Genomic DNA, 21431 nt, shown 5'->3' with positions numbered 1-21431 from the left:
GAGCACGCATGAGCGCCACCCCCGTCAAGAGCGTGTGCCCGTATTGCGGCGTCGGCTGCGGGATGGTGCTGCACGTCGAGGATGGCGAAGTCGTCAAGGTGTCCGGCGACTCCGATCATCCGACCAACTTCGGGCGGCTGTGCACGAAGGGCTCGTCGGCGCACGTCGCGTTGCGCCGCTCCGGGCGGCTCGACCGCGCGTTCGTGCGGCGTGCGCGCGAGGACGACCTCGTGCCGCTGCCGGTCCGCGACGCGATAGCCGAGACCGCACGGCGGCTGCGCGCCGTGCTCGACGCGCACGGGCCCGATGCGTTGTCGTTTTACGTGTCGGGGCAGATGTCGATCGAGGCGCAATACCTCGTGAACAAGCTCGCGAAGGGCTTCGTCGGCACCAACAACATCGAGTCGAACTCGCGCCTGTGCATGGCGAGCGCGAGCACCGGCTACAAGCAGTCACTCGGCGCGGACGGCCCGCCCGGGTCGTACCAGGACTTCGATCGCGCGAACCTGTTCTTCGTGATCGGCGCAAACATGGCCGACTGCCATCCGATCCTGTTCCTGCGCATGATGGATCGCGTGAAGGCTGGCGCGAAGCTGATCGTCGTCGATCCGCGCCGCACCGGGACCGCCGACAAGGCCGACCTGTTCCTGCAGATCCGGCCGGGCACCGATCTGGCGCTGACCAACGGATTGCTGCATCTGCTGCACGTGAACGGCCGCACCGATGCCGCGTTCATCGATGCGTATACCGAAGGATGGGACGCGATGCCCGCGTTCCTCGCCGATTACACGCCCGATCGCGTCGCGGCAATCACCGGCCTCGCGGAAGCCGACATCCGCACGGCCGCGCAATGGATCGGCGAAGCACGGGAATGGATGAGCTGCTGGACGATGGGGCTCAACCAGAGCACGCACGGCGTGTGGAATACCAACGCGATCTGCAACCTGCATCTGGCGACGGGCGCGATCTGCCGCCCGGGCAGCGGGCCGTTCTCGCTGACCGGCCAGCCGAACGCGATGGGCGGGCGCGAGATGGGCTACATGGGCCCCGGCCTGCCGGGCCAGCGCTCGGTGCTGTCCGACGACGACCGGCGCTTCGTCGAGAACCTGTGGCGCGTGCCGGCCGGCACGCTGCGCAAGGACGCCGGCGGCGGCACGGTCGATCTGTTCGAACGGATGGCGGCCGGCGACATCAAGGCGTGCTGGATCGTCTGCACGAATCCGGTCGCGACCGTGCCGAACCGGCAGAACGTGATCGCGGGGCTGCAGGCCGCCGAGCTCGTGATCGCGCAGGACGCGTTCCTCGACACCGAGACCAACCGCTACGCGGACATCCTGTTGCCCGGTGCGCTGTGGGCCGAAGGCGACGGCGTGATGGTCAACTCGGAGCGCAACATGACGCTGATGCGCGCCGCGATCGCGCCGCCAGGCGATGCGCTGCCGGACTGGCGCATCGTCGCGGAAGTCGCGCGCGCGATGGGCTTCGGCGATGCGTTCGACTACGCGTCGGCGGCCGACGTGTTCGACGAGATCGTGCGCTTTTCGAATCCGGCGACCGGCTACGACCTGCGTGGAGCGAGCCATGCGGCGCTGCGCGACGGCCCCGTGCAATGGCCGGTCGCGCCGGGCACCGCGCGCGAGCGACACCCGATCCGCTACCTGAACGACGGCGTGAGCCAGACGCCGCGACCGGCGGCCGACGGGCACGACGCGCCGCGCATTGCGTTCCCGACGGTGTCGGGCAAGGCGCGCTTCTTTGCGCGAGCGCACGTCGCGCCGGCCGAACTGCCCGACGACACGTTCCCGATCGTGCTGAACACCGGCCGGCTGCAGCATCAATGGCACACGATGACGAAGACGGGCAAGGTCGCGATGCTGAACAAGCTCAATCCGCGCCCGTTCGTCGAGCTGCATCCGGACGACGCGAACGCGCTCGGCATCGCGACGAAGGACAGCGTCGAGGTTCGCTCGGCCCGCGGTCGCGCGGTGCTGCCGGCCGTTGTCACCGAGCGCGTGCGGCGCGGCAACTGCTTCGCGCCGATGCACTGGAACGACGTGTACGGCGACGACCTGTGCATCAATGCGGTGACGAACGACGCGATCGATCCGGAATCTCAGCAGCCCGAACTGAAATATTGCGCGGTCGCGCTGACGCGCGTCGACACGGACGCGTTCGCGTCCACCGACGACGACGACGCGGCGCGGCCCGATGCCTGCGCTGCCGACGCGCGGCCCGCGCCGGCGCAGATCACGGCTTCACAGGAATCCGACATGGCAGACCTCGACACTTTTGCGGCCGCGCTCGGCGTGGCCGACCTCGCGCCGCCGCCGCTCTCCGATGCGGAGCGCCTGTACGTGGCCGGCCTCGTCAGCGGGCTGAAGGCGAGCGCCGGCCGGCGCGAAGGTGGCGTGCCGGTGCTGCCGGCCGGTGCGCCGCTCGCGCAGCCGGTGCGCTTCTGGCTCGACGGGATGCTCGCGGGGCTGTTCAGCCGCTCGGCGCCCGCCCGCGCATCGGAAGGCGCCGTGCCTGCGCTGCCGGCGGAAGCCGCCGCCCCCGGCGGCGTGCGGATCGTGCGCACGCGCCCGAAGGTCGTGCTGCTGTGGGCGTCGCAGACGGGCAACATCGAATCGCTGACCGAGGACTACGCGACGCAACTGATGAACGCCGGCTTCGAGATCCGAACCTCGTGCATGTCCGACTATCCGGTCGCGTCGCTGGCCGGCGCGCAATACGTGCTGCTGATGACGAGCACGTTCGGCGATGGCGACGCGCCCGACAACGGCAGCGAGTTCTGGGACGCGCTGCAGGCCGGCAGCGCCGCGCGCCTCGACGGCGTGCACTTCGCGGTGCTTGCGTTCGGCGATCGCAACTACGACCAGTTCTGCGGGCACGGCCGCCGGCTCGATGCACGTCTCGCGGAACTCGGCGCGGCGCGCCTGTGCGCGCGCGTCGACTGCGACGTCGAATTCCAGCGCGATGCCGACCAGTGGCTCGAACGCGTGGTCGCCCGGATCAAGGAAGCGGATGCCGCGCTGCATGCGGTGCCGACCGCCGGAATCAGCGCGTCGGGGTTGCTGCCGACCAAGGCGCATCCGGCTCCGTCGAAGCTCGTCGCGAACCTGCGGCTGAACCGGCCGGGCGCCGCGAAGGACACGCGCTACGTGTCGCTGTCGACCGAAGGCGCGAATCTCGAATACGAAACCGGCGACGCGCTCGGCGTGTGGCCGACCAACTGCCCGGAGCTGGTCGACGAGCTGTTGTCGGTCACCGCGCTGAAGGCCGATGCACCCGTGTCGGTCGCGGGAATCGGCGACATGCGTCTCGGCGATGCGCTCGCGCGTCACTTCGACATCACGCGTCCGCATCCCGACACGCTGGCATTCATCGCGTCGCGCAGTGCGAACGGCGCGCTTAAGGCGCTGCTCGGCGACGATCGCAAGGCCGATCTGAAGCAATGGTTGTGGGGGCAACAACTTGCGGACGTGCTGCACGAGTTCCCGGTCGATCTGTCGGGCACGGAGCTGGTCGGGATGCTGAAGCGGCTGCAGCCGCGCCTGTATTCGATCGCATCGAGCCCGAGCGCGCATCCCGGCGAGATTCACCTGACCGTGTCGGCCGTGCGCTATCACAACGGCCGACGCGCGCGCAAAGGCGTCGCGTCGACGTTCCTCGCCGATCGCGCGGACGACGGCCGCGTGCCGGTGTTCGTGCAGAAGTCCGCCCATTTCCGGCCGCCGGTAAACGGCGACGTGCCGGTCGTGATGGTGGGGCCCGGCACCGGCGTCGCGCCGTTCCGCGGCTTCCTGCACGAACGGCAGGCGCGCGGCGCGAGGGGACGCAACTGGCTGTTCTTCGGCGAGCAGCATGCGCAAACCGACTTCTACTACGGCGACGAACTGAGCGCGATGCGCGACAGCGGTTTCCTGACGCGGCTCGATCTCGCGTTCTCGCGCGACCAGGCCGACAAGATCTACGTGCAGGACCGGATGCGCGAGCAGGGCGCCGAGCTGTACAAGTGGCTGGAGGAGGGCGCGCACTTCTACGTGTGCGGCGACGCCGCGCGCATGGCCAAGGATGTCGATACCGCGCTGAAGGCGGTCGTCGCCGAGCATGGCGGGATGTCGGACGAAGCCGCGACCGACTACGTCGCGCGGCTCGCGAAGGCGCGGCGCTACATGCGGGACGTGTACTGAGCGCAGGCCGCCCAAGTCGACGCGGCCGTGCAGGCTTGCCGGCCCGCGTCGATCGCCAGGCTGGAGCGGCATGCGTGCATCCGTTTCCGGTTGTCGGAGAGCGGGCGCCTGCACAAGTGGCTGCTGCACGACGGGCGCCGCGATGTCGATCTCGAATCGCAAGCACGTGCCGGCGAAGCTGCGCGCTTTCATCGACGTGCTGCGCGAGCGGGCCTGCACCGACTCGCGCGCACGCTGCAGCGATGCGGGGGACGGCGCATGATGGGGGCTTCATCCACGCAGCCACGGAGTCGCGTCATGACGGCACGCCGGAATTACCCGCTTCGAACCCTTGCGATCGTTGCATCGATGGCCGCTGCCGCACTCTGCGGCACGCCGGCGCTCGCGCAGACCTCGACGGTGCCGGCCGGCACGGCCGTCGCGACGCCCGACAACGCGGTGCTGCTGACGGTCTTCCTGAAGCACGACCAGTCGCGCCCGCTCGCCGAACTGAACGCGCAGCTCGCGAAACAGGGGTTCTACAAGGCGTTTCCGCCGCCGGGCGTCGAAGTGGTGAGCTGGACCGTGGCGATGGGAATCGGGCAGATCGTCGTGCTGCGCTTGCCGGCATCGCGGGTGCGGGAGGTCAATCGCGTGCTCGAGGACACGGCGTGGGGCGCATACCGGACGGAGTTCTACCCGACATACGACTACAAGGCGATCGGGCTCGCCTCTCACGAGCGCGCGAAGTGACGAAGGGGGCGGCGCGACGATCCGTCCCTGTTCCGTGAAACCCTCGCCCGGTCGCGGTTTTGCCCTCGCTCGCCCGGCCGGGCCGGAGAATTTCTCCCAAATGCATCACAAGTCATTCATCTGATGAAAAATCCCGGCCGGTTACCGGTATGATGCGCACCTTGCGTTCGTCGGACGCACGATTTTGATGCGATGTCGACGCGCCCCGCGTGCCACAAAACCGCACAATCCGAAGTTGAAAGATTCTGTAATATAAATTCCGTATACTCGTAAGTTCTGATCCAGGCGCCGCCTGCCTCCGTCTTCGGCCGACCGCCCACGCAGAACAACCAGATATGTCGCCGCCGGGCCAGCCCGCGCCGCGACTCGCTATGCACCACCACTGAACAACCTATGTCTTCCCGCCACTCTGGTTCGCCCGGCCGCGCCGCGGCGGTGATCACCCGTGTCCGGGCGCTGATCCGCAACGAGCGCGTGTTGTCGCCGCTGCTTGCGCTTGGCATCGGCCTGCTGCTGATCGTGGTTTTCCAGCACCTGTCGGAATCCGTCGACTACCGGTCGGTGATCCGCCAGTTGCGTCAGATGTCCGCCGGCGAGTGGGGCGCGTCGCTGGCCGCGACGGCCCTCAGCTATCTCGCGCTCGTCGCCCGCGACGCGGTCGGCCTGCGCTATGTCGCCGCGAAGGTGCCGCGCGTCGCGTTGTGGATCGGCGCGATCGCCGGGTCCGCGCTCGGTAACGCGACCGGCTTCGGCGCGCTGACGGGCGGCGCGGTGCGCGCGCGCGTGTACGGCGTGTCGGGCGTCACGCCCGCGCAGATCGGCCGCATGACGGTATTCACGAGCGGCACGCTCGCGCTCGTGCTGGTGCTGATGACGGCGGTCGGGATGGTCTGCGTGCCGCAGACGCTCGCCGCGATGCTGCATGTCGCGCCCGGCGTGCTCACGTGGAGCGGCGCCGCGCTGCTCGTCGTGCTGGCCGTGATGACGATGATGTGCGGCAACACCGCGCGCCCGGTCGTCACACGCTTCAAATGGCTCGCGTTCGACGTGCCGGCACGGCGCGACCTGGTCGCGCAGGTCGTCTACGCGGTGCTCGACGTCGTGGCCGCCGGCCTGACGCTGTGGGTGCTGCTGCCGGTCGCGCCGGTCGGGTTCCCGACCTTCATCACCGTGTATGCGGCCGCGCTGCTGCTCGGGATGATCGGTCATACGCCGGGCGGGATCGGTGTGTTCGAGGCGGCGATGGTCTTCACGCTGGGCCGTGAAGTGCCCGCGCACGCGATGGTCGCCGCGCTGATCGCCTATCGCGCGATCTACTTCGGTGTGCCGCTCGTGCTGTCGGCCGGCCTGCTGGCCGGGTTCGAGGGCCGTGCGCTGCGCCGCCGGCTCGTGTCGCGGCAGGCCGCGCGGGTGTCGCACCTGGCGCCGCTGTTCCTGAGCCTCGTGACGTTCGCGGTCGGCGGGATGCTGGTGATCTCGAGCGCGACGCCCGCGTTCTGGCACCGGATCGCGATCCTGCGCAACATCGTGCCGCTGTGGGTGCTCGAGGGCTCGCAGGTGATCTGCAGCGTGCTGGGCGTCGCGTTGCTGTTCGTCGCGCGCGGGCTGCTGCGCCGGCTCGACGGCGCATGGTGGATGACCTTCGCGCTGACGCTCGCGAGCCTCGCGCTGTCGCTGGCGAAGGGGCTCGCGTTCGTCGAGGCCGGCGTGCTCGGCACGCTGCTGGTGCTGCTGCTCGTCAGCCGCCGCCGCTTCAACCGTCATTCGTCGCTGCTCGCCGAGCGCTTCACGGTGAGCTGGTTCGTGTCGGTGACGATGGTGCTGATCCTCGCGGTGTGGGTGCTCTGCTTCGCGTTCCGCGACGTGCCTTATACGCGCGATCTGTGGTCGCATTTCTCGTTCGACGCACGCGCGCCGCGCGCGCTGCGCGCGACGCTCGCGGCCGGCGTGTTCGTCGCGATGTTCGCGCTGTGGCAACTGCTGCGGCCGGCGCCCGGGCGTTTCGTGAAGCCCGCCGAGCAGGACCTGGTCGACGCGGAGCAGATCATCCGCGCGCAGGAATGCAGCGATGCGGGCCTCGCGCTGATGGGCGACAAGTCGTTCCTGTTCTCCGAATCGCGCCGCGCGTTCCTGATGTACGCGAAGAACGGCCGCACGTGGGCCGCGCTGCACGACCCCGTCGGGCCGCGCGAGGAATGGCCGGCGCTGATCAGCAAGTTCATCGCGCTGGCGCACGCGCACAGCGGGCGCGCGGCGTTCTACCAGGTGCGCGCGAACGCGCTGCCGTTGTATCTCGACGCCGGGTTGACGCTGATGAAGCTTGGCGAGGAAGCCCACATCGCGCTCGACCAGTTCGACCTGAAGGGCTCGAACCGCTCGCACCTGCGCTATGCGCTGCGTCGCGGCGACAAGGACGCGCTGTCGATCGAGGTGATCGCGCCGAGCGACGTGCCGGCCGCGCTGCCGTCGCTGCGCGACATCTCCGACGGCTGGCTCGACAGCCGCGACGCGCGCGAGAAGAGCTTCTCGGTGGCCGCGTTCCACGACGGCTATCTCGCGACGCAGTCGGTGATGCTCGTGCGCCAGGCCGACAAGCCGATCGCGTTCGTCACGTTCATGACGACCGACCTCAACACCGAGGCGACCGTCGGCGTGATGCGCCATCTGCCGGACGCATCGCCGTATGCGATGGAGTATCTGTTTACGCAGCTCGCGCTGCATCTGAAGGAAGCGGGGTTCCGCAAGCTGAGCCTGGGCATCGCACCGTTCTCGGGGATGGGGGCGGCGAAGATGCCGTCGCCGTGGCACCGGTTCGGGCTGATGGTCTGGCGCTTCGGCGGCCGCTTCTACAACTTCCGTGGCTTGCGTGCATTCAAGAGCAAGTTCGAGCCCCACTGGGAGCCGCGTTATCTCGCGGCCTCGGGCTCGGTCGGCGTGTTCGTCACGCTCGCGGATCTGTCCCTGCTGGCTGGAGGTCGGCGTTCATGATGTTGAAGAAGGGTATCGCGCAGGCGGCGCTCGCCTGCGCGGGAATAATGCTGGCCGGCGCCGCGTTCGCCGCGCAGCCGGCGGCGCAACCGGAAACCGTGTCGGGCGGCCGCTACGGCCCCGTGACCGTGACGAAGCCGGGCGGACCGCTGCGCGGTTTCGTCGTGCTGTTCTCGCGTGAGCGGGGCTGGGGCGCCGCCGACCAGCAGGCGGCAGACGCACTCGCGAAAGCGGGCGCGATGACGGTCGGCGTGGATTCCGAACGCTACGCGGCGAACCTCGCCGCGAAGCAGGAAACCTGTCACCACCTCGACGGCGACGCCGAGGCGGTCAGCCACCAGCTTGAACGTCTCGCGCAATCGGCGCGCTATTACACGCCGATCGTCGCAGGCGTGGGTCAGGGCGGCGCGATCGCGAAGCAGATCCTGTCGATGGCGCCGGAGAACACCATCGCCGGCGTCGTGTCGGTCGCGCCGGCGGCGAAGCTCGATGCGCGCTTCAAGCCGTGCCCGCCCGATCCGACGATCGTGCGTCGCGCGATGCCGGGCTTCGTCGAAACGGCCGCGGCCGGCGACACCGCGAAGCTCGTGTCGCTCGTCACCTCGCATCTGCACGACACCAGCAGCAGCGACGAGCTCGACGTGTCGGACCTGCCGCTCGTCGAGCTGCCGGCCAAGGGCGGCAGCGACCGCCTCGCGATCGTGATCTCGGGCGACGGCGGCTGGCGCGATCTCGACAAGACGATCGCCGAGGCGCTGCAGCGCGACGGTGTATCCGTGGTCGGCATCGACAGCCTGCGCTACTTCTGGAGCGAGAAGCCGCCCGCGCAGGTGAGCCGCGATCTGGCGCGCGTGATGCGCACGTACATGGCACGCTGGCATGCGAGCCGCGTGGCGCTGGTCGGCTACTCGTTCGGCGCGGACGTGATGCCGTTCGCATACAACCGGCTGCCGGCCGACCTGCGCGACAAGGTCGCGGTGATGTCGCTGCTCGGCTTCGCGCCGGCGGCGGACTTCCAGATCCGCGTGACGGGCTGGCTCGGCATGCCGGCGAGCGACAAGGCGATGAAGGTCGGGCCGGAAATCGCGAAGGTGCCGCCGCAGCTCGTGCAGTGCTTCTACGGCGCCGAAGAGAAGGACACGATGTGTCCGGCGCTTGCGAATACCGGTGCCGACGTGATCAAGACTGGGGGCGACCACCACTTCGGCCACGACTACATCGCGCTCGAGAAGAAGATCCTCGGCGCGTTCGGCAAGCCGATGGCGGGGCGCTGAACGCCGGCGCCCGCTTCGCGGCGTTCGTGCTTCATCGGACGGGCGGCCTGTTGGCCGCCCGTTTTTCATTGCTCCGTCTGCATCGCCGCATCCTGTCGCGGAGACGGCGTGCCCGCGTCGCGCTGGTAGAAGCCGGGAAACCGGTCGAGCTGCCGGCGCGCGGCCGCGAGATCGGTGTCGGCGCCGAGCACCGCGCTCGAAAACCCGGTGCGCGCCATCAGCAGCAGCTGGTCGATCAGCACGTCGCCCGTCGCGCGCAGGTCGCCGGCAAAGCCGAAGCGCTTGCGCAGCAGATACGCCTGGCTGTACGCGCGGCCGTCGGTGAAGGACGGGAAGTGCAGGTCGATGCGCGCGGCCTGCGCGATCCGTGCGGCGAGCGGCGCCAGTTCCTCGTCGTTGCCGATCGTCAGGGTCGCGAGCGTCGCTGTATCGGGCGAATTCGTGTCGTCGGCGTGTTCGGCCGGTGTCAGCAGCCGGATGCGTGCGTTCGCGCTCGCGTTCGCTTTTTCATCGGTCGGGTTCATGCGTGCTCCGCTTGATGACGTGCGTCGTTCGCCGCGGCCTTGAAGGGCTCGGTGCCGATGCGGCGCACCGTGTCGATGAATCGTTCGCCGCGGCCGCCGGCGTCGAGCCGCGCGTCGAGATATACGTTGACGAGCGCGTCCACGACATCGACGATCTCGTCCGCCGAGAACGACGGGCCGATCACCTTGCCCGGCCGGGCGGGGCCGCTCGCGTGGGAGCCGTCCGAGCCGCCGAGCGTCACCTGGTACCACTCGGCGCCGTCCTTGTCGACGCCGAGGATGCCGATGTGCCCGCTGTGATGGTGGCCGCACGAGTTGATGCAGCCGCTGATATGCAGGTCGATGTCGCCGATGTCGTGCAGCATGTCGAGATCCTGGAACCGTTCGGCGATCGCGTCGGTGATCGGGATCGAGCGCGCGTTTGCAAGCGCACAGAAATCGCCGCCCGGGCACGCGATCATGTCGGTCAGGAGTCCGACGTTCGCGCTGGCGAGACCGATCGTGCGCGCGTGCTCCCATAGCAGGAACAGGTCGTCGACGTGCACCCACGGCAGTACCACGTTCTGCGAATGCGTGACGCGCGCCTCGCCGGCAGAAAAGCGCTCGGCAAGTTCGGCGAGCGCATCGAGCTGCTCGGGCGATGCATCGCCGGGCGCCTGCAGGCGGCGCTTGAACGACAGCGTGACGATCCTCAGTGCCGGGTCGCGGTGCGCGGCGACGTTGCGCGCGAGCCAGCGGGCGAAGGCCGGATGACGACTGGCGTGCGCGGCCACGCGCGCTTCGGTCTCGTGCAGGTCGAGCGCGCGCGGCGCGACGCGCGGCGGCACGAACGATGCCGCGATGCGGTCGAACTCGGCCTGCGGGATCGTATGCGGGCCGCCGTCATGTTCGACGATCTGGCGGAACTCTTCCTCGACGTCGTCGACGTAGCGCTCGCCCTCGCTCTTCACGAGGATCTTGATGCGTGCCTTGTACTTGTTGTCGCGCCGTCCGTAGCGGTTGTAGACGCGGACGATCGCCTCGATGTAGTTCATCACGTGCTGCCACGGGAGAAACGCGCGCAGCTGCGTCGCGATCATCGGCGTGCGACCCATGCCGCCGCCGACGCTTACGCGAAAGCCGAGTTCGCCCGCGTCGTTGCGCACGAGCTTCAGCCCGACGTCGTGCCAGTCGGTCGCCGCGCGGTCCTCGGCCGCGCCGGTGATCGCGATCTTGAACTTGCGCGGCAGGAACGCGAATTCCGGATGCAGCGTCGTCCACTGGCGCATCACCTCGGCGAACGGACGCGGATCGGCGATCTCGTCCGGCGCGACGCCCGCGCGCTCGTCGCACGAAATGTTGCGGATGCAATTGCCGCTCGTCTGGATTCCGTGCATGTCGACGGTCGCGAGCAGGTCCATCACGTCGGCCGCCTTCGCGAGCGGAATCCAGTTGAACTGCACGTTGGTGCGGGTCGTGAAGTGCGCGTTGCGGGTCGGCAGGCGCAGCGTGCCGAGCAGCGCCTGCGCGTCGCAGGCAGCGCGATAGGTGGCGTCGTCGGGCACGTCGTAGTCGCGTGCGATCCGGGCGAGCACGCGAAGCTGCGCGCTCGACAGTTCGCCGTACGGCACGGCCACGCGCAGCATCGGCGCATGGCGTTGCACGTACCAGCCGTTCTGCAGGCGCAACGGCCGGAACGCGTCCTCGCTCAGCGTGCCGTGCTGCCAGCGTTCGAGCTGGTCGCGGAACTGGGCGGCGCGGCTGTGCACGAGCGCCTGGTCGAAATCGGTATATCGGTACATGACGTGATACGCGAGAAGAGCGACGGCGCAGGGGCGCGTGCCGCTCGGGAGGGAGCGTTGCGACGGGTGTCGGGCAACCGGAGACAGCGTAGGGAACGCGTGGCGCCGCGACAAGCAGCAGATCGGCACGAAAACGGCGCAGCAGATCAGCGATGCGCCAGCGGCCGTCGGGCATGCATTGCGCATGCCCGCGTCGGTTTCAGGCTTGCGCGTCGACGATCAACGCCGGATCGAGCGCGCGGATGCGCTGGTCGATGAAGTAGCCGCCGCCTTCCTGGTAGCGCAGGAACAGCCGGCCGCACGACATGCAGCGGCTGACGTTGCAGCGGTTGTACGGAAAGTGGCGCGGCGCGATCGGCGCGTCGTCGGACCAGTAGCGCGTGCCGGCCGGATGGAATTCATCGTAGCTCGGCTCGGGGTCGCCGGGCGGCGCGAGCGTCGCCACTTCGACGAGTTGCGTGTCCCGCAGCGACAGCGGCAGGCTCGTCCAGCCGGCGAGCGGGGTCTTCATGCAGATGCACGGCTGCGTGACACCGGCGGCTTCGGCGGCGAGCGTCAGCAGCGCGGCGTGATCGAGGTAGGGCAATGCGCTCATGGGAGGGGGCGACGGGGCGAAGGAAGGTGCAATGTAACCCGTGTGTTGCGTCGGCTGCACGGCGGCGGCTTCTGTGCGTGCTGTTGCGGTTCAACCGGTCTTGCGCACCGCTGGTTCGGCGACCAGCTCGCCGAGCACGCGGATCGCGCGTTCGATGTCGCGGCTCCACGGATGGCCGAAGTTCACGCGCACGCAGCGCTCGAAGCCGTGCGCGGCCGAGAACAGCGGCCCCGGCGCGAAGCTGATGCCGCGCGCGATCGCCTGGCGGTGCAGTTCCATCGCGTCGATCGCATCGGGAAACGACAGCCACAGGAAATATCCGCCATCCGGCCGCACCCACTCGACACCGTCCGGCAGCCAGCGCCGCAGCGCGTCGTCCATGCGGGCGAGCTGCGTCTGCAGTGCGCCGCGCAGCTTGCGCAGATGACGATCGTAACCGCCGTGCTCCAGATAGTTCGCGATGCCGGCTTGCGCGGGAATGCTCGCGGACAGCGTGGTCATCAGCTTGAGCCGCTGCACCTTCTCCGCGAACCGTCCGGCTGCGGCCCAGCCGATCCGGTAGCCGGGCGCGAGCGTCTTCGAGAACGAACTGCAGTGCATTACGAGACCGCGCGGGTCGAAGGCGCGCGCGGGCAGCGGGTAGTCGGGGCCGAAATGCAGCTCGCCGTACACGTCGTCCTCGATCAGCGGCACCTCGCGCGCGGCCAGCATCTCCACGAGCGCGCGCTTCTTGTCGAGCGACAGCGTGACGCCGGTCGGATTCTGGAAATTGGTCATGAACCAGCACGCGCGGATATCGTGCCGGTCGAGCGCATTCGCGAGCGCATCGAGATCGAGGCCCGTGCGCGGATCGACGGGAATCTCGACCGCACGCAGGTCGAGCCGTTCGATCGCCTGCAGTGCCGCATAGAACCCGGGCGATTCGACCGCGACGACGTCGCCGGGCCGCGTGACGGCCATCAGGCACAGGTTCAGCGCTTCCAGCGCGCCGTTCGTGACGACGATCTCGTCGATGGGTTGCGCGACGCCGGTGGCCAGATAGCGCCGCGCGATCTGCTGGCGCAGCGCCTCGTTGCCCGGCGGCAGGTCGACGACCGTGCTCCACGGGCTGACGAGTCGCGTCGCCTGCGCGAGCGATTTCGCGAGGCGCGGCAGCGGAAACAGCTGCGGCGCAGGGAACGCGGAGCCGAGCGGCACGATGCCGGGCTGCGTCGCGGCATCGAGCACCGAGAACACGAGATCGCTGATGTCGACCTTGTGCGTGGCGTCGGCGCGGCTCGCGCGGCGTTGCGCGGGCGGGTTCGCCGCCGGGCCCGCACCGGGCGCGACGTAATAGCCGGAGCGTTCGCGTGCACGGATCAGCCCCCACTGTTCGAGCAGGTAGTACGCGCGAAACACCGTCGACTGGCTCACGCCATGCTGCGCGATGATCTGGCGCAGCGACGGCAGGCGCGTGCCGACCGCGAGGTTGCCGTTGCGGATTTCGTCGGCGATCGTATGGGCGAGGGTTTCGTAGCGTTTCATCGGCGCGGGCGGGGCAGGCTTGTGCCGCCCGCGGAGCCGGTGCGGCACCGCGCCGGCGGGCGCGCGTCATTGTCCGACGAGCTGCCCGAAAAGAAAAGTGCGACGGCCGGAGCCGGCCGAGCGTTCGTGGCGATGCCGACACGCGTGCGCATCTGTCGGGCGTGGTCACGACGTTCGTTCACACGAGCATGGCACTGTTGCGCATGTGATGGCGCGACATGCATGCGCGCGGATGGGGCGACACGACGCAACCCATGAATTGCATCGTCGATCGCGATGAACGCATCGAATGCATGCGCACTTCCGTGCGCTGCAACGGGCGGCCGGCACACGTCGCATCATGCCTTTCGCCTGACGATTGTGCATTCATGTGGCCCGGGCGCGCGTGCGTGCGGCTTGTTCCAATTGCGCGGCGATATTTTTTGTGGTCTTGTTGCACACTCAAGCATCGACTCGAAAAAGGACAGTCGAATGCACTCGGGGAACTCGGGCGAGGACCGATTGATCAGGGGAATCGGCGTGCGCCGGCGTGCGTGCCGGGCCGTGTGCCGGTGGCTTGTCATCCTGACGTTGGGCTTGCTGGGCCTGCCTGCGTGTGCCGCTTCTCCCGAAACCGTCAGCGACAACGTGCTGCGTGTTCTTGCGTGGCCCGGCTACGCCGACAACGATGTCGTCAATGCATTTGAGACGCAATTTCATGTGCGCGTCGAGGTGACGTTCGTCGACTCCGACGAAGCATTGTGGACGCGCATGCACAGCGCGTCGCCGCCACCGTACGATGTGCTCGCGGCCAACACGGCGGAGATCCAGCGCTATGCGCGCGACGGCCTGCTTACGCCGATCGACCTGTCGCAGATCCCCAATCGCCGGCGGCAACTTCCGAATTTCCAGCAGCTCGCGACGATCGGCGGACTCGTGCACAACGGCTCGACGTATGCGATTCCGTTTACGTATTCGTCGATGGGACTGATCTACGACCGCAAGCAGGTGCCGGCTGCGCCGCGCTCGATGCTGGAACTATGGAATCCGCATTACCGCGGCAAGGTGCTCGACTTCAACAGCGCGCAGCATAATTTCTCGTTCACCGCACTCGCGCTCGGCTATCCCGATCCGTTTCACCTGTCGCCCGCGCAGACGCTTGCCGTCGCGCACAAGTTGGTGGACTTGCGACGCAACCTGCTCACGTATTACACCCTTCCGGAAGAGGCGACCGGGCTGTTCGTCCAGCATCGCGCGGCGCTGATGTTCGGCAATTACGGCACGCAGCAGGTCGAACAACTGCGTCGCGCCGGTGCGGACGTCGGCTACGTGATTCCGAACGAAGGCGCGCTCGCGTGGCTCGACTGCTGGGGCGTCACGCGCGGCGCGGAGCATCGCGAACTCGCGTTCGCATGGATCAACTACATGCTCGAACCGGCAATCGGTGCGCTGCTGACCGAACGCCAGGGGCTCGCGAATACGCTCGAGCCGCCACCCGGTCTCGAGTCCGGCCACCAGCACCTCGTGTGGATCCAGCCGGTCGAGGACATCGCGCGGCGCGAGTCGCTGTGGAGCCGCATCGTATCGGGCGACCGGCCGGAGCGGTTCGACAAATGATCAGGCTCGGGCTCACGTCGAAGCTGTCGATGCTGTTCGCGTGCATCGGCGTGATTGCATCCGGCACGACCGGCTACTACACCTACCGCGCGAATCGGACGATGCTCGTGCAGGAAGCGCAGCACAGCCTGCTGATGTCGACGCAATTGCTCGGACAGCGCTTCACGACCGCGCTGGCCGACGTGGCCGACGATGCGCTCGTGCTCGCGCAATTGCCGTCGGCGGCGTTCGTCGCGAGCAGCGACGGCACCGATCGCGCGCCACGCTCGCGGCTCGAGCGCGTGTATTTGAGCTTCATGAAGAATCACGTCGAGTACCTTCAGATCCGGCTGATCGCGCGTGGCGATTTCGGGCTCGAGCGGATTCGCGTCGTTCGCGATGCGCGCGGCATCGTCGTGCTGCCGGAGAGTGAATTCCAGGAGAAAGGGCAGTTCCCCTACGTATTCGAGACGCTTGCGACGGCACCCGGTCATATCTACCTGTCGCCGATCGTGATCAATCACGAGACCGGCGCGCATGCGGCCGAAGGGCTGCCGATCGTGCGCGTGGGCACGCCGGTCGTCGACCAGGCCGGCGTGGTCGTCGGCGCGCTGGTCGTCGACGTCGAGCTGTCGCGCATGTTCGATCGGCTCGAACGCGACCTGCCGCAGGACTACACGGTGTTCCTCGCGAACGAGTGGGGCGATTTCCTCGTGCATCCCGATCCGTCGCAGACCTTCGGTTTCGATCGCGGCCGGCGCGTGCTGATGCAGGATCGCTTTCCCGGCACGCGGCTGCTGTTCGTCGGGACGCGCACGAACGTGACGCTCAATGGCCTCGCGCAGCCCGACGATGTGCCGGGCGAGATGCTCGCGTTCGTGCGCACGCCGTTCGGCAACAACGAGGGCAACCGCTTCGTCGTGCTCGGCATGGCGCGTCCGCTCACGGACGTGCTGGCGCCGGCCGGGATTCTCGGCGGGCGAATCATCCGGATGGTGTTCTTGATGAGCCTGGCGGCTGTGATTCTCGCGATCCTGTTCGCGCGTGCGATCACGAGTCCGTTGCAGATGCTCGCGCGCGCGGCGACCCATGTGTTCGACGATCCGGCGGCCGAACGATTGCCCGTCGCGCGGGCCGACGAGATCGGCGTGCTGGCGCGCTGTTTCGACAGCATGCGTGTCGAGATCCGCACGCAGGTCGCGATGCTGCGCGCGAAGCAACTGGAGCTCGCGCACCTCGCCGGTCACGATCCGTTGACCGGGCTGCCGAACCGCATGTTGTTCATGGAGCGTCTCGAGGCCGCGATCCGGCATGCGGCCGCGGTGCGCGAGGGGCTGGCGGTGATGTTCGTCGATCTCGACCGCTTCAAGCAGATCAACGATCAGCACGGACACGCGGCAGGCGATCGCACGCTCGTCGCCGTCGCGAAACGGCTTAGCCTCGTGCTGCGCAGCGGCGACATGGCCGCGCGGCTCGGCGGCGACGAATTCATCGTGCTGATCTCGGACGTGCAATCGCCCGAGGTGATCGGCGATATCGCGTCGCGTATCCAGATCGTGATGGCCGAGGAACTGGAGTTCGGCGAACGTCAGCTGGCCGTGGGCGCTAGCATCGGCGTCAGCGAATATCCGGCCGATGGCGCGTCGGCCGAGGAACTGCTGGTCAAGGCCGACGCGGCGATGTATGCGGCGAAGACGTCCGCGCAGTGCGCATGCGTGCGCTACCAGGAACTGCTGGGCGGCGGGATCGGCGCGGATGCGGGCAGCCGCGTGGCGGCGGGCGGCAGCCGCTGACGGCGGATCGGCCGTGTGTGCCGCCGAAATGCAGCGAGCCCATCACGAGACGGGCTCGCCGGATCCGCGCGAACGGCGCGCGATGCACGCAGCGGCGGGCTTAGTGGCCGAAGTAGACCGAGTCGCGCGCGTTCTGCACCTTCGCTGCCGGTGCGCCGCCCTGGACGACCGGGGCCGGTTGTGCGCCGTAGCCGCTGGCGTCGGCGGCGTGCACACGCGCTTGCGCGGCCTGGATGTCGGCCGGGTAGTACGGGCTCGACTGGCTCGGCTTGTAGCCGGCGCTTTCGAGTTGGACGAGTTCGTTGCGCACTTGTGCGCGGGTCACGGTGCTTTGGGCGAATGCACCGAACGAAGCGGACAGGGCAACAGCGGCAACGACTGCGGAAACGAGCGATTTCATGATGACCTCCGATGTTTTAATGAGTTCGCCGGCGACACCGTGTCGTAAGCGATTGATTACATCGTAGGCGTCGGCCGACTCAGGGTAAACGTGGATTCCGACGAAAGATCGTTGCCGACGGAGTAATAATCCCGCCAGAAATTCGATCCGTCCCCGTTCCATGTCGATATGGGGCGGTGGCGGCGAGGCGCGGCCCACGGGCGAACGGCCGACGGCGTGGCGGCGGCGGGCAGGGCGGAATGGGGGCGTTGCCGGATCAGACGCCGTCGGCGTCGTCGATCTTCTTGCGTTCGCGGCGTTCCTCGTTGCCGCGGCGGGCGCGCAGGCGCTGGCGCGACAGGACCGCGATCACCTGCTGGGTCGGCGCGCCGGTCGGCAGCTCGTTGCGGATGCGATCGGGCACCATCGGCAGGCCGGCGCGCTGCCGGCGCAGTGCCTTCGCGATTGCCCGGCGGCATTCGTCCCCGTGGCAATCCCATTCATCGCGGATTCTCTGGCAATAACGGCATTGTTCCATCCGGACAGTCTAACGCGTCTTGCGGATCCGGGCTGAAGCGGGACAACGTACCGGACTGGACCGGCGGACGAGATACGGCGGATTTGAGCGTTCGTGCATCGCGGGCCAGTCATGTCGGACTGCGAATCGATCGGTGGGCTGGCCGGGAAACACGATTCGCCGTGCTTCCGTTGACGAATTGCTTGCGCCGGAGCAGGCGGGCTCACCTGAGCGACCAGATCCCCCAGATGGCAATCAGCAAACCGAGGCCGAATCCGCAGCCCAGCAACACGTATGTATCCATTTCTCGCCTCTCAAATCGCACCGTCGCCGACGTCGCGTTCGGGTGGCAGACGGCAACGTCGGTCCGAACCGCGCGTGGCCGCTTTCAGGGAGTCGGGCGCGGCACGTCGAGGCTGCGAATACTACGCTGGTCAGCTTTCAGAACGCATGCGCGATGCCGTGGCGGCGGGGCGGTATCCTCGGCGCGATGGCGGACGGCCGGCATCATTTCGCGGTTGCGTGCGGGCCGCCAACCTGCCCGACGGGCGATGCCGCGTGCCGGAAGACGCCCGACTTCCAGATCATCTGGGACGCGGCCACCAGCACGAACAGCAGGACGACCACCCGAAATACGCGCGGTGACATCCTGTCCCGCAGCGGGCGAACGAGCCACATGCCGGCGATGGCGGGCAGGCTGGCCGCCGCCGAAATCGCGAGGTCGGCGGCGCTTGCGTGCGCGGCGCCGCTGAACGTCGTGATCAGCGTGACGATCGACACCACGAGGATGATCGCGATCTGTTTCGTGAACGCGCGGCCGGTCGCGCCGGAGGAAATCAGGTAGGTGGCGAGCAGCGGCCCCGGCACCGACGCAATGCTCTCCATCAGTGCCGCGCCGAACCCGAGCGCGAATCCGACCGGTTTTTGCCATGCCTCCGGCAGGCTCAGTTTCGGCGCGCTCAGCATCAGCGCCGCGGCGACGATCAGCAGCGCGCCCGACGCGGCCTGGGCGTGGCCCGCGTTCAGCGACAGGAGAATCGCGACGCCGACGACGTTGCCGAGCACGGTGCCCGCGATCGGCGCGGCGATCTTGCGCGCGGTCGCCAGTAGCTCGCCGCCTTCCAGCGCCTGCGGGATGTTGCCGAGGATGATCGGCATCGACAGCAGCAGCACCGCATGCCGGATCGTCAGGAACTGGCTCAGGATCGGCATTGCCACCAGCGGAACGCCGATGCCCGTGATCCCCTTGACCATCCCGCCGAGCAGCAGTGCGACGGCGATGCCGATCAGGTCGAGCAGCGCAAGCCCGTGCAGGCTGGAAACCAACACACCTTCAGTCAGATCGAGATGAATCATCGGGAGCAGGTCGAGACATGAGTGGCGGCGGGGCGGTCGACGGCTCCCGTTGCCGGTGCGTGCGATCGCGCACGCCGTTGCTGGAATTTGTGCCGAACCGGCCGCCCGTTGCTTCGTCCGCCGTCGGCATTCGACAGGCAGGTTTCGGCGCGCGGGCGCAAGCCTGCGCGTGCCACGGCGACTCGTTCGACACGGTTCGAGGCTGAATCTTACCGGAGCGCGGCGCGGGGCATCGGGCGCGGGACCGCGCCCGTCGAGTATCGTCGGCGCACTTCAATGCAATTCATGATGCGTGGCTCTATCATGTGAAAAATACATGGATCGAAACAAGGAGGCGAGATGACGCTTGCGCAGTTGCAGGCCTTGGCGGCCGTGGTCGAACTCGGCTCGCTGACGGCCGCGGCCGAGCGGCTCAGTCGCAGTCAATCCGCGATCAGTCATGCGTTGACCGAACTGGAGGACATCACCGAGGTCAAGCTGCTGTTGCGCGATCGCCAGCCGGTCGTCCTGACCGCTGCCGGCGAACGCCTGTGGCCGTATGTGCAGAACGTGGTTCGAGAAGCACGGACGCTGCGCCAGCAGTTCGGCCTCTCGCGCGGCAAGCTCGAAGGCCGGCTGGTGGTCGCGTCGCTGCCGAGCGTGTCCCTCGCGTTCGTCGTCCCCGCGCTCGAGGCGTTGAAGGCAGCGCATGAGGGCGTGACGGCGGTACTGCTCGAAGGCACGGACGCGGAGGTCGAAGAATGGCTCGACGACGGCACTGCCGACGTCGGCGTGGTCGCCGGCACGAAGACCTTCGCGAACAATCTGCCGCTGCTCGACGAGGATTTCGTCGCCGTGGCGGCGGACGGCACGTTCGACGGCCGCAAGAGCGTGTCCGCGAAACGGTTGTCCGCGATGTCGTTCATTTTCTCGAAGGCGGGGTGCGGGCCGGTCATCGAGGATTACTTCGCGCGCAACGGGGCGTCGCTTCGCGCCGCATTCAACGTGGTCGAGATGCGGACCATCCTGTCGATGGCGGAGGCGGGAATGGGCGTGTCGATCGTCCCGCGCATCACGCTCACCTATACCCGCTTCGGCGGCCAGGTGCTGGAACTGTCGCCCGGGTTGCACCGTTCCGTGCGGCTGTCGTGGAACGCGACCGGCAATGCGGTCGCCGACGCATTCGTGAAGCTGGTCGACGCTCAGCGCGCGAAGGCGGGAAGGGCGATTCACGCGCGAACGAAAAAGGCAAAGTAGCGCATCGGCAGCGCGACGAGGCGATGAACCGCGCTCATGAGCGACTTGCAGTTTATTCATGCCGGGCGCCGCCGACATGCAATACATTGTGGGGCATTCGCCTTGACTCCACTGCCTCGAAGGAGACTGCCGTGCCGGCCTTGCCCACCCTGATTGCCTTCGGACTCGTGTCGCTCGGGATGGTCCTGACGCCCGGCCCGAACATGATCTACCTGATCTCGCGCTCGATTTGCCAGGGCCGCCGCGCGGGGCTGGTGTCGCTCGGCGGCGTCGCGCTGGGGTTTGTGTTCTACATGTTCTGCGCGGCATTCGGCATTACCGCACTGGTGCTGACCGTGCCGTACGCGTATGACGCACTGCGTTTCTCCGGGGCGCTGTACCTGGCGTATCTCGCATGGCAGGCGCTCAAACCGGGCGGGCGCTCGGCGTTTCAGGTCCGGCAGTTGCCGCACGACAGCGGCGCGCGGCTCTTCACGATGGGCTTCGTCACCAATCTCGCGAACCCGAAGATCGCGGTGATGTATCTGTCGCTGCTGCCGCAGTTCATTTCGCCGGGGCACGGCAGCGTGCTCGCGCAATCGCTGGCACTCGGCTGCGTGCAGATTGCGGTGAGCGTCTGCGTCAACGCGCTGATCGCGAGCATGGCCGGTTCGATCGCGGCGTTTCTTGCCGGTCGGCCAGTCTGGGCGCGCGTGCAGCGCTGGTTGATGGGGACCGTGCTGGCCGGACTGGCCGTGCGCATCGCGCTGGAATCGCGCGGCTAGTCGATCAAACGGCTTGCGAAGGCGAGCCACGTATCGATGCGCATGCAACGTTCGGTCGAACGGGCTCGGCGCGATCCGCGTGAATCAATTCGTCTTGCCGGAAAGCGGACGGCGCGCGTTGCGCGCGATGTCCCGCACGAGCCGACCCCGGCCGCCCGCCGCGCGATCGCGCGCCGCGATCGCGCGCCGCGGGCGGCCGC

Annotated in this window: 15 protein-coding genes and 1 pseudogene; 9 read left to right on the top strand and 7 right to left on the bottom strand. The window is 68.1% G+C overall.

All coding sequences use genetic code 11. The features are described from left to right. Nucleotides 1-8 precede the first annotated feature (8 nt). The 5 genes and pseudogenes from WI26_RS21540 to WI26_RS21525 all read left to right on the top strand — a co-directional run bounded on the left by WI26_RS21540 (nt 9) and on the right by WI26_RS21525 (nt 9187). Nucleotides 9-4193 (top strand): bifunctional nitrate reductase/sulfite reductase flavoprotein subunit alpha, encoded by a 4185-nt coding sequence (locus WI26_RS21540; protein WP_069227132.1) that lies wholly within the window; start codon nt 9-11, stop codon nt 4191-4193. A gap of 42 nt (nt 4194-4235) precedes the next feature. Next, nucleotides 4236-4455: pseudogene (locus tag WI26_RS31550) on the top strand (hypothetical protein); the annotation flags it as partial. Nucleotides 4456-4490: 35 nt separating this feature from the next. Further along, on the top strand, nt 4491-4925 hold the full coding sequence (locus tag WI26_RS21535) for a hypothetical protein (protein ID WP_069227131.1): 435 nt from the start codon (nt 4491-4493) through the stop codon (nt 4923-4925). A gap of 393 nt (nt 4926-5318) precedes the next feature. Then, nucleotides 5319-7913: a bifunctional lysylphosphatidylglycerol flippase/synthetase MprF gene (gene mprF / locus WI26_RS21530; protein ID WP_069227130.1), complete on the top strand. Its 2595-nt coding sequence runs from the start codon at nt 5319-5321 to the stop codon at nt 7911-7913. Beyond that, nucleotides 7910-9187 carry a virulence factor family protein gene (locus tag WI26_RS21525; protein WP_069227129.1) on the top strand — a complete coding sequence of 426 codons (1278 nt, stop codon included), beginning with the start codon at nt 7910-7912 and terminating at the stop codon, nt 9185-9187. Before mprF ends, WI26_RS21525 begins: the two co-directional genes overlap by 4 nt. A gap of 65 nt (nt 9188-9252) precedes the next feature. Here WI26_RS21525 and WI26_RS21520 read toward each other — a convergent pair whose 3' ends face one another. From WI26_RS21520 to WI26_RS21505, 4 genes are all read right to left on the bottom strand, one after another. After that, nucleotides 9253-9711, bottom strand: a complete 459-nt coding sequence (locus WI26_RS21520) for a DUF934 domain-containing protein (RefSeq protein ID WP_069227128.1) — start codon at nt 9709-9711, stop codon at nt 9253-9255. Next, the gene (locus WI26_RS21515; RefSeq protein WP_069227127.1) at nt 9708-11492 is read right to left on the bottom strand and encodes a nitrite/sulfite reductase; all 1785 of its coding nucleotides are present in this window, start codon (nt 11490-11492) and stop codon (nt 9708-9710) included. Before WI26_RS21515 ends, WI26_RS21520 begins: the two co-directional genes overlap by 4 nt. A 199-nt stretch (nt 11493-11691) precedes the next feature. Then, nucleotides 11692-12087: a hypothetical protein gene (locus WI26_RS21510; RefSeq protein ID WP_069227126.1), complete on the bottom strand. Its 396-nt coding sequence runs from the start codon at nt 12085-12087 to the stop codon at nt 11692-11694. Between the two features lie 90 nt (nt 12088-12177). After that, complete coding sequence (locus WI26_RS21505) at nt 12178-13611, bottom strand: PLP-dependent aminotransferase family protein (RefSeq protein WP_069227125.1); 1434 nt, start codon at nt 13609-13611, stop codon at nt 12178-12180. Between the two features lie 471 nt (nt 13612-14082). Here WI26_RS21505 and WI26_RS21495 point away from each other — a divergent pair, with 471 nt between their 5' ends. Continuing rightward, nucleotides 14083-15207, top strand: a complete 1125-nt coding sequence (locus WI26_RS21495; RefSeq protein WP_069227123.1) for an extracellular solute-binding protein — start codon at nt 14083-14085, stop codon at nt 15205-15207. After that, complete coding sequence (locus tag WI26_RS21490; protein ID WP_069227122.1) at nt 15204-16979, top strand: GGDEF domain-containing protein; 1776 nt, start codon at nt 15204-15206, stop codon at nt 16977-16979. Before WI26_RS21495 ends, WI26_RS21490 begins: the two co-directional genes overlap by 4 nt. Before the next feature lie 100 nt (nt 16980-17079). On the opposite strand, the gene WI26_RS21485 is transcribed toward WI26_RS21490, so the two are convergent. The 3 genes from WI26_RS21485 to WI26_RS21475 form a co-directional block, all read right to left on the bottom strand. Continuing rightward, nucleotides 17080-17379: a DUF4148 domain-containing protein gene (locus tag WI26_RS21485; protein ID WP_059464745.1), complete on the bottom strand. Its 300-nt coding sequence runs from the start codon at nt 17377-17379 to the stop codon at nt 17080-17082. Between the two features lie 256 nt (nt 17380-17635). Beyond that, the gene (locus tag WI26_RS21480; protein ID WP_069227121.1) at nt 17636-17896 is read right to left on the bottom strand and encodes a hypothetical protein; all 261 of its coding nucleotides are present in this window, start codon (nt 17894-17896) and stop codon (nt 17636-17638) included. A 486-nt stretch (nt 17897-18382) separates the two neighbouring features. Further along, nucleotides 18383-19231: a sulfite exporter TauE/SafE family protein gene (locus tag WI26_RS21475; RefSeq protein WP_069227120.1), complete on the bottom strand. Its 849-nt coding sequence runs from the start codon at nt 19229-19231 to the stop codon at nt 18383-18385. A 339-nt stretch (nt 19232-19570) separates the two neighbouring features. On the opposite strand from WI26_RS21475, the gene WI26_RS21470 reads away from it, so the two are divergent. Together WI26_RS21470 and WI26_RS21465 are read left to right on the top strand one after the other, a co-directional pair. Further along, nucleotides 19571-20467 carry a LysR family transcriptional regulator gene (locus WI26_RS21470; RefSeq protein ID WP_069227119.1) on the top strand — a complete coding sequence of 299 codons (897 nt, stop codon included), beginning with the start codon at nt 19571-19573 and terminating at the stop codon, nt 20465-20467. A 131-nt stretch (nt 20468-20598) separates the two neighbouring features. Next, nucleotides 20599-21231, top strand: coding sequence for a LysE family translocator (locus tag WI26_RS21465; protein ID WP_069227118.1), 633 nt, complete (start codon nt 20599-20601; stop codon nt 21229-21231). Nucleotides 21232-21431 lie beyond the last annotated feature (200 nt).

It is taken from the genome of Burkholderia diffusa (assembly GCF_001718315.1).
In the GTDB taxonomy this organism is placed as follows: Bacteria; Pseudomonadota; Gammaproteobacteria; order Burkholderiales; family Burkholderiaceae; genus Burkholderia; species Burkholderia diffusa_B.
Note: the sequence above shows the minus strand (reverse complement) of the source record. Positions and strands in the feature narration are given on the sequence as shown.

Coding starts and splice junctions, on each gene's coding strand:
- WI26_RS21540 (WP_069227132.1), top strand. CDS start 9: ATGAGCGCCACCCCCGTCAAGAGCGTGTGCCCGTATTGCGGCGTCGGC.
- WI26_RS21535 (WP_069227131.1), top strand. CDS start 4,491: ATGACGGCACGCCGGAATTACCCGCTTCGAACCCTTGCGATCGTTGCA.
- mprF (WP_069227130.1), top strand. CDS start 5,319: ATGTCTTCCCGCCACTCTGGTTCGCCCGGCCGCGCCGCGGCGGTGATC.
- WI26_RS21525 (WP_069227129.1), top strand. CDS start 7,910: ATGATGTTGAAGAAGGGTATCGCGCAGGCGGCGCTCGCCTGCGCGGGA.
- WI26_RS21520 (WP_069227128.1), bottom strand. CDS start 9,711: ATGAACCCGACCGATGAAAAAGCGAACGCGAGCGCGAACGCACGCATC.
- WI26_RS21515 (WP_069227127.1), bottom strand. CDS start 11,492: ATGTACCGATATACCGATTTCGACCAGGCGCTCGTGCACAGCCGCGCC.
- WI26_RS21510 (WP_069227126.1), bottom strand. CDS start 12,087: ATGAGCGCATTGCCCTACCTCGATCACGCCGCGCTGCTGACGCTCGCC.
- WI26_RS21505 (WP_069227125.1), bottom strand. CDS start 13,611: ATGAAACGCTACGAAACCCTCGCCCATACGATCGCCGACGAAATCCGC.
- WI26_RS21495 (WP_069227123.1), top strand. CDS start 14,083: ATGCACTCGGGGAACTCGGGCGAGGACCGATTGATCAGGGGAATCGGC.
- WI26_RS21490 (WP_069227122.1), top strand. CDS start 15,204: ATGATCAGGCTCGGGCTCACGTCGAAGCTGTCGATGCTGTTCGCGTGC.
- WI26_RS21485 (WP_059464745.1), bottom strand. CDS start 17,379: ATGAAATCGCTCGTTTCCGCAGTCGTTGCCGCTGTTGCCCTGTCCGCT.
- WI26_RS21480 (WP_069227121.1), bottom strand. CDS start 17,896: ATGGAACAATGCCGTTATTGCCAGAGAATCCGCGATGAATGGGATTGC.
- WI26_RS21475 (WP_069227120.1), bottom strand. CDS start 19,231: ATGATTCATCTCGATCTGACTGAAGGTGTGTTGGTTTCCAGCCTGCAC.
- WI26_RS21470 (WP_069227119.1), top strand. CDS start 19,571: ATGACGCTTGCGCAGTTGCAGGCCTTGGCGGCCGTGGTCGAACTCGGC.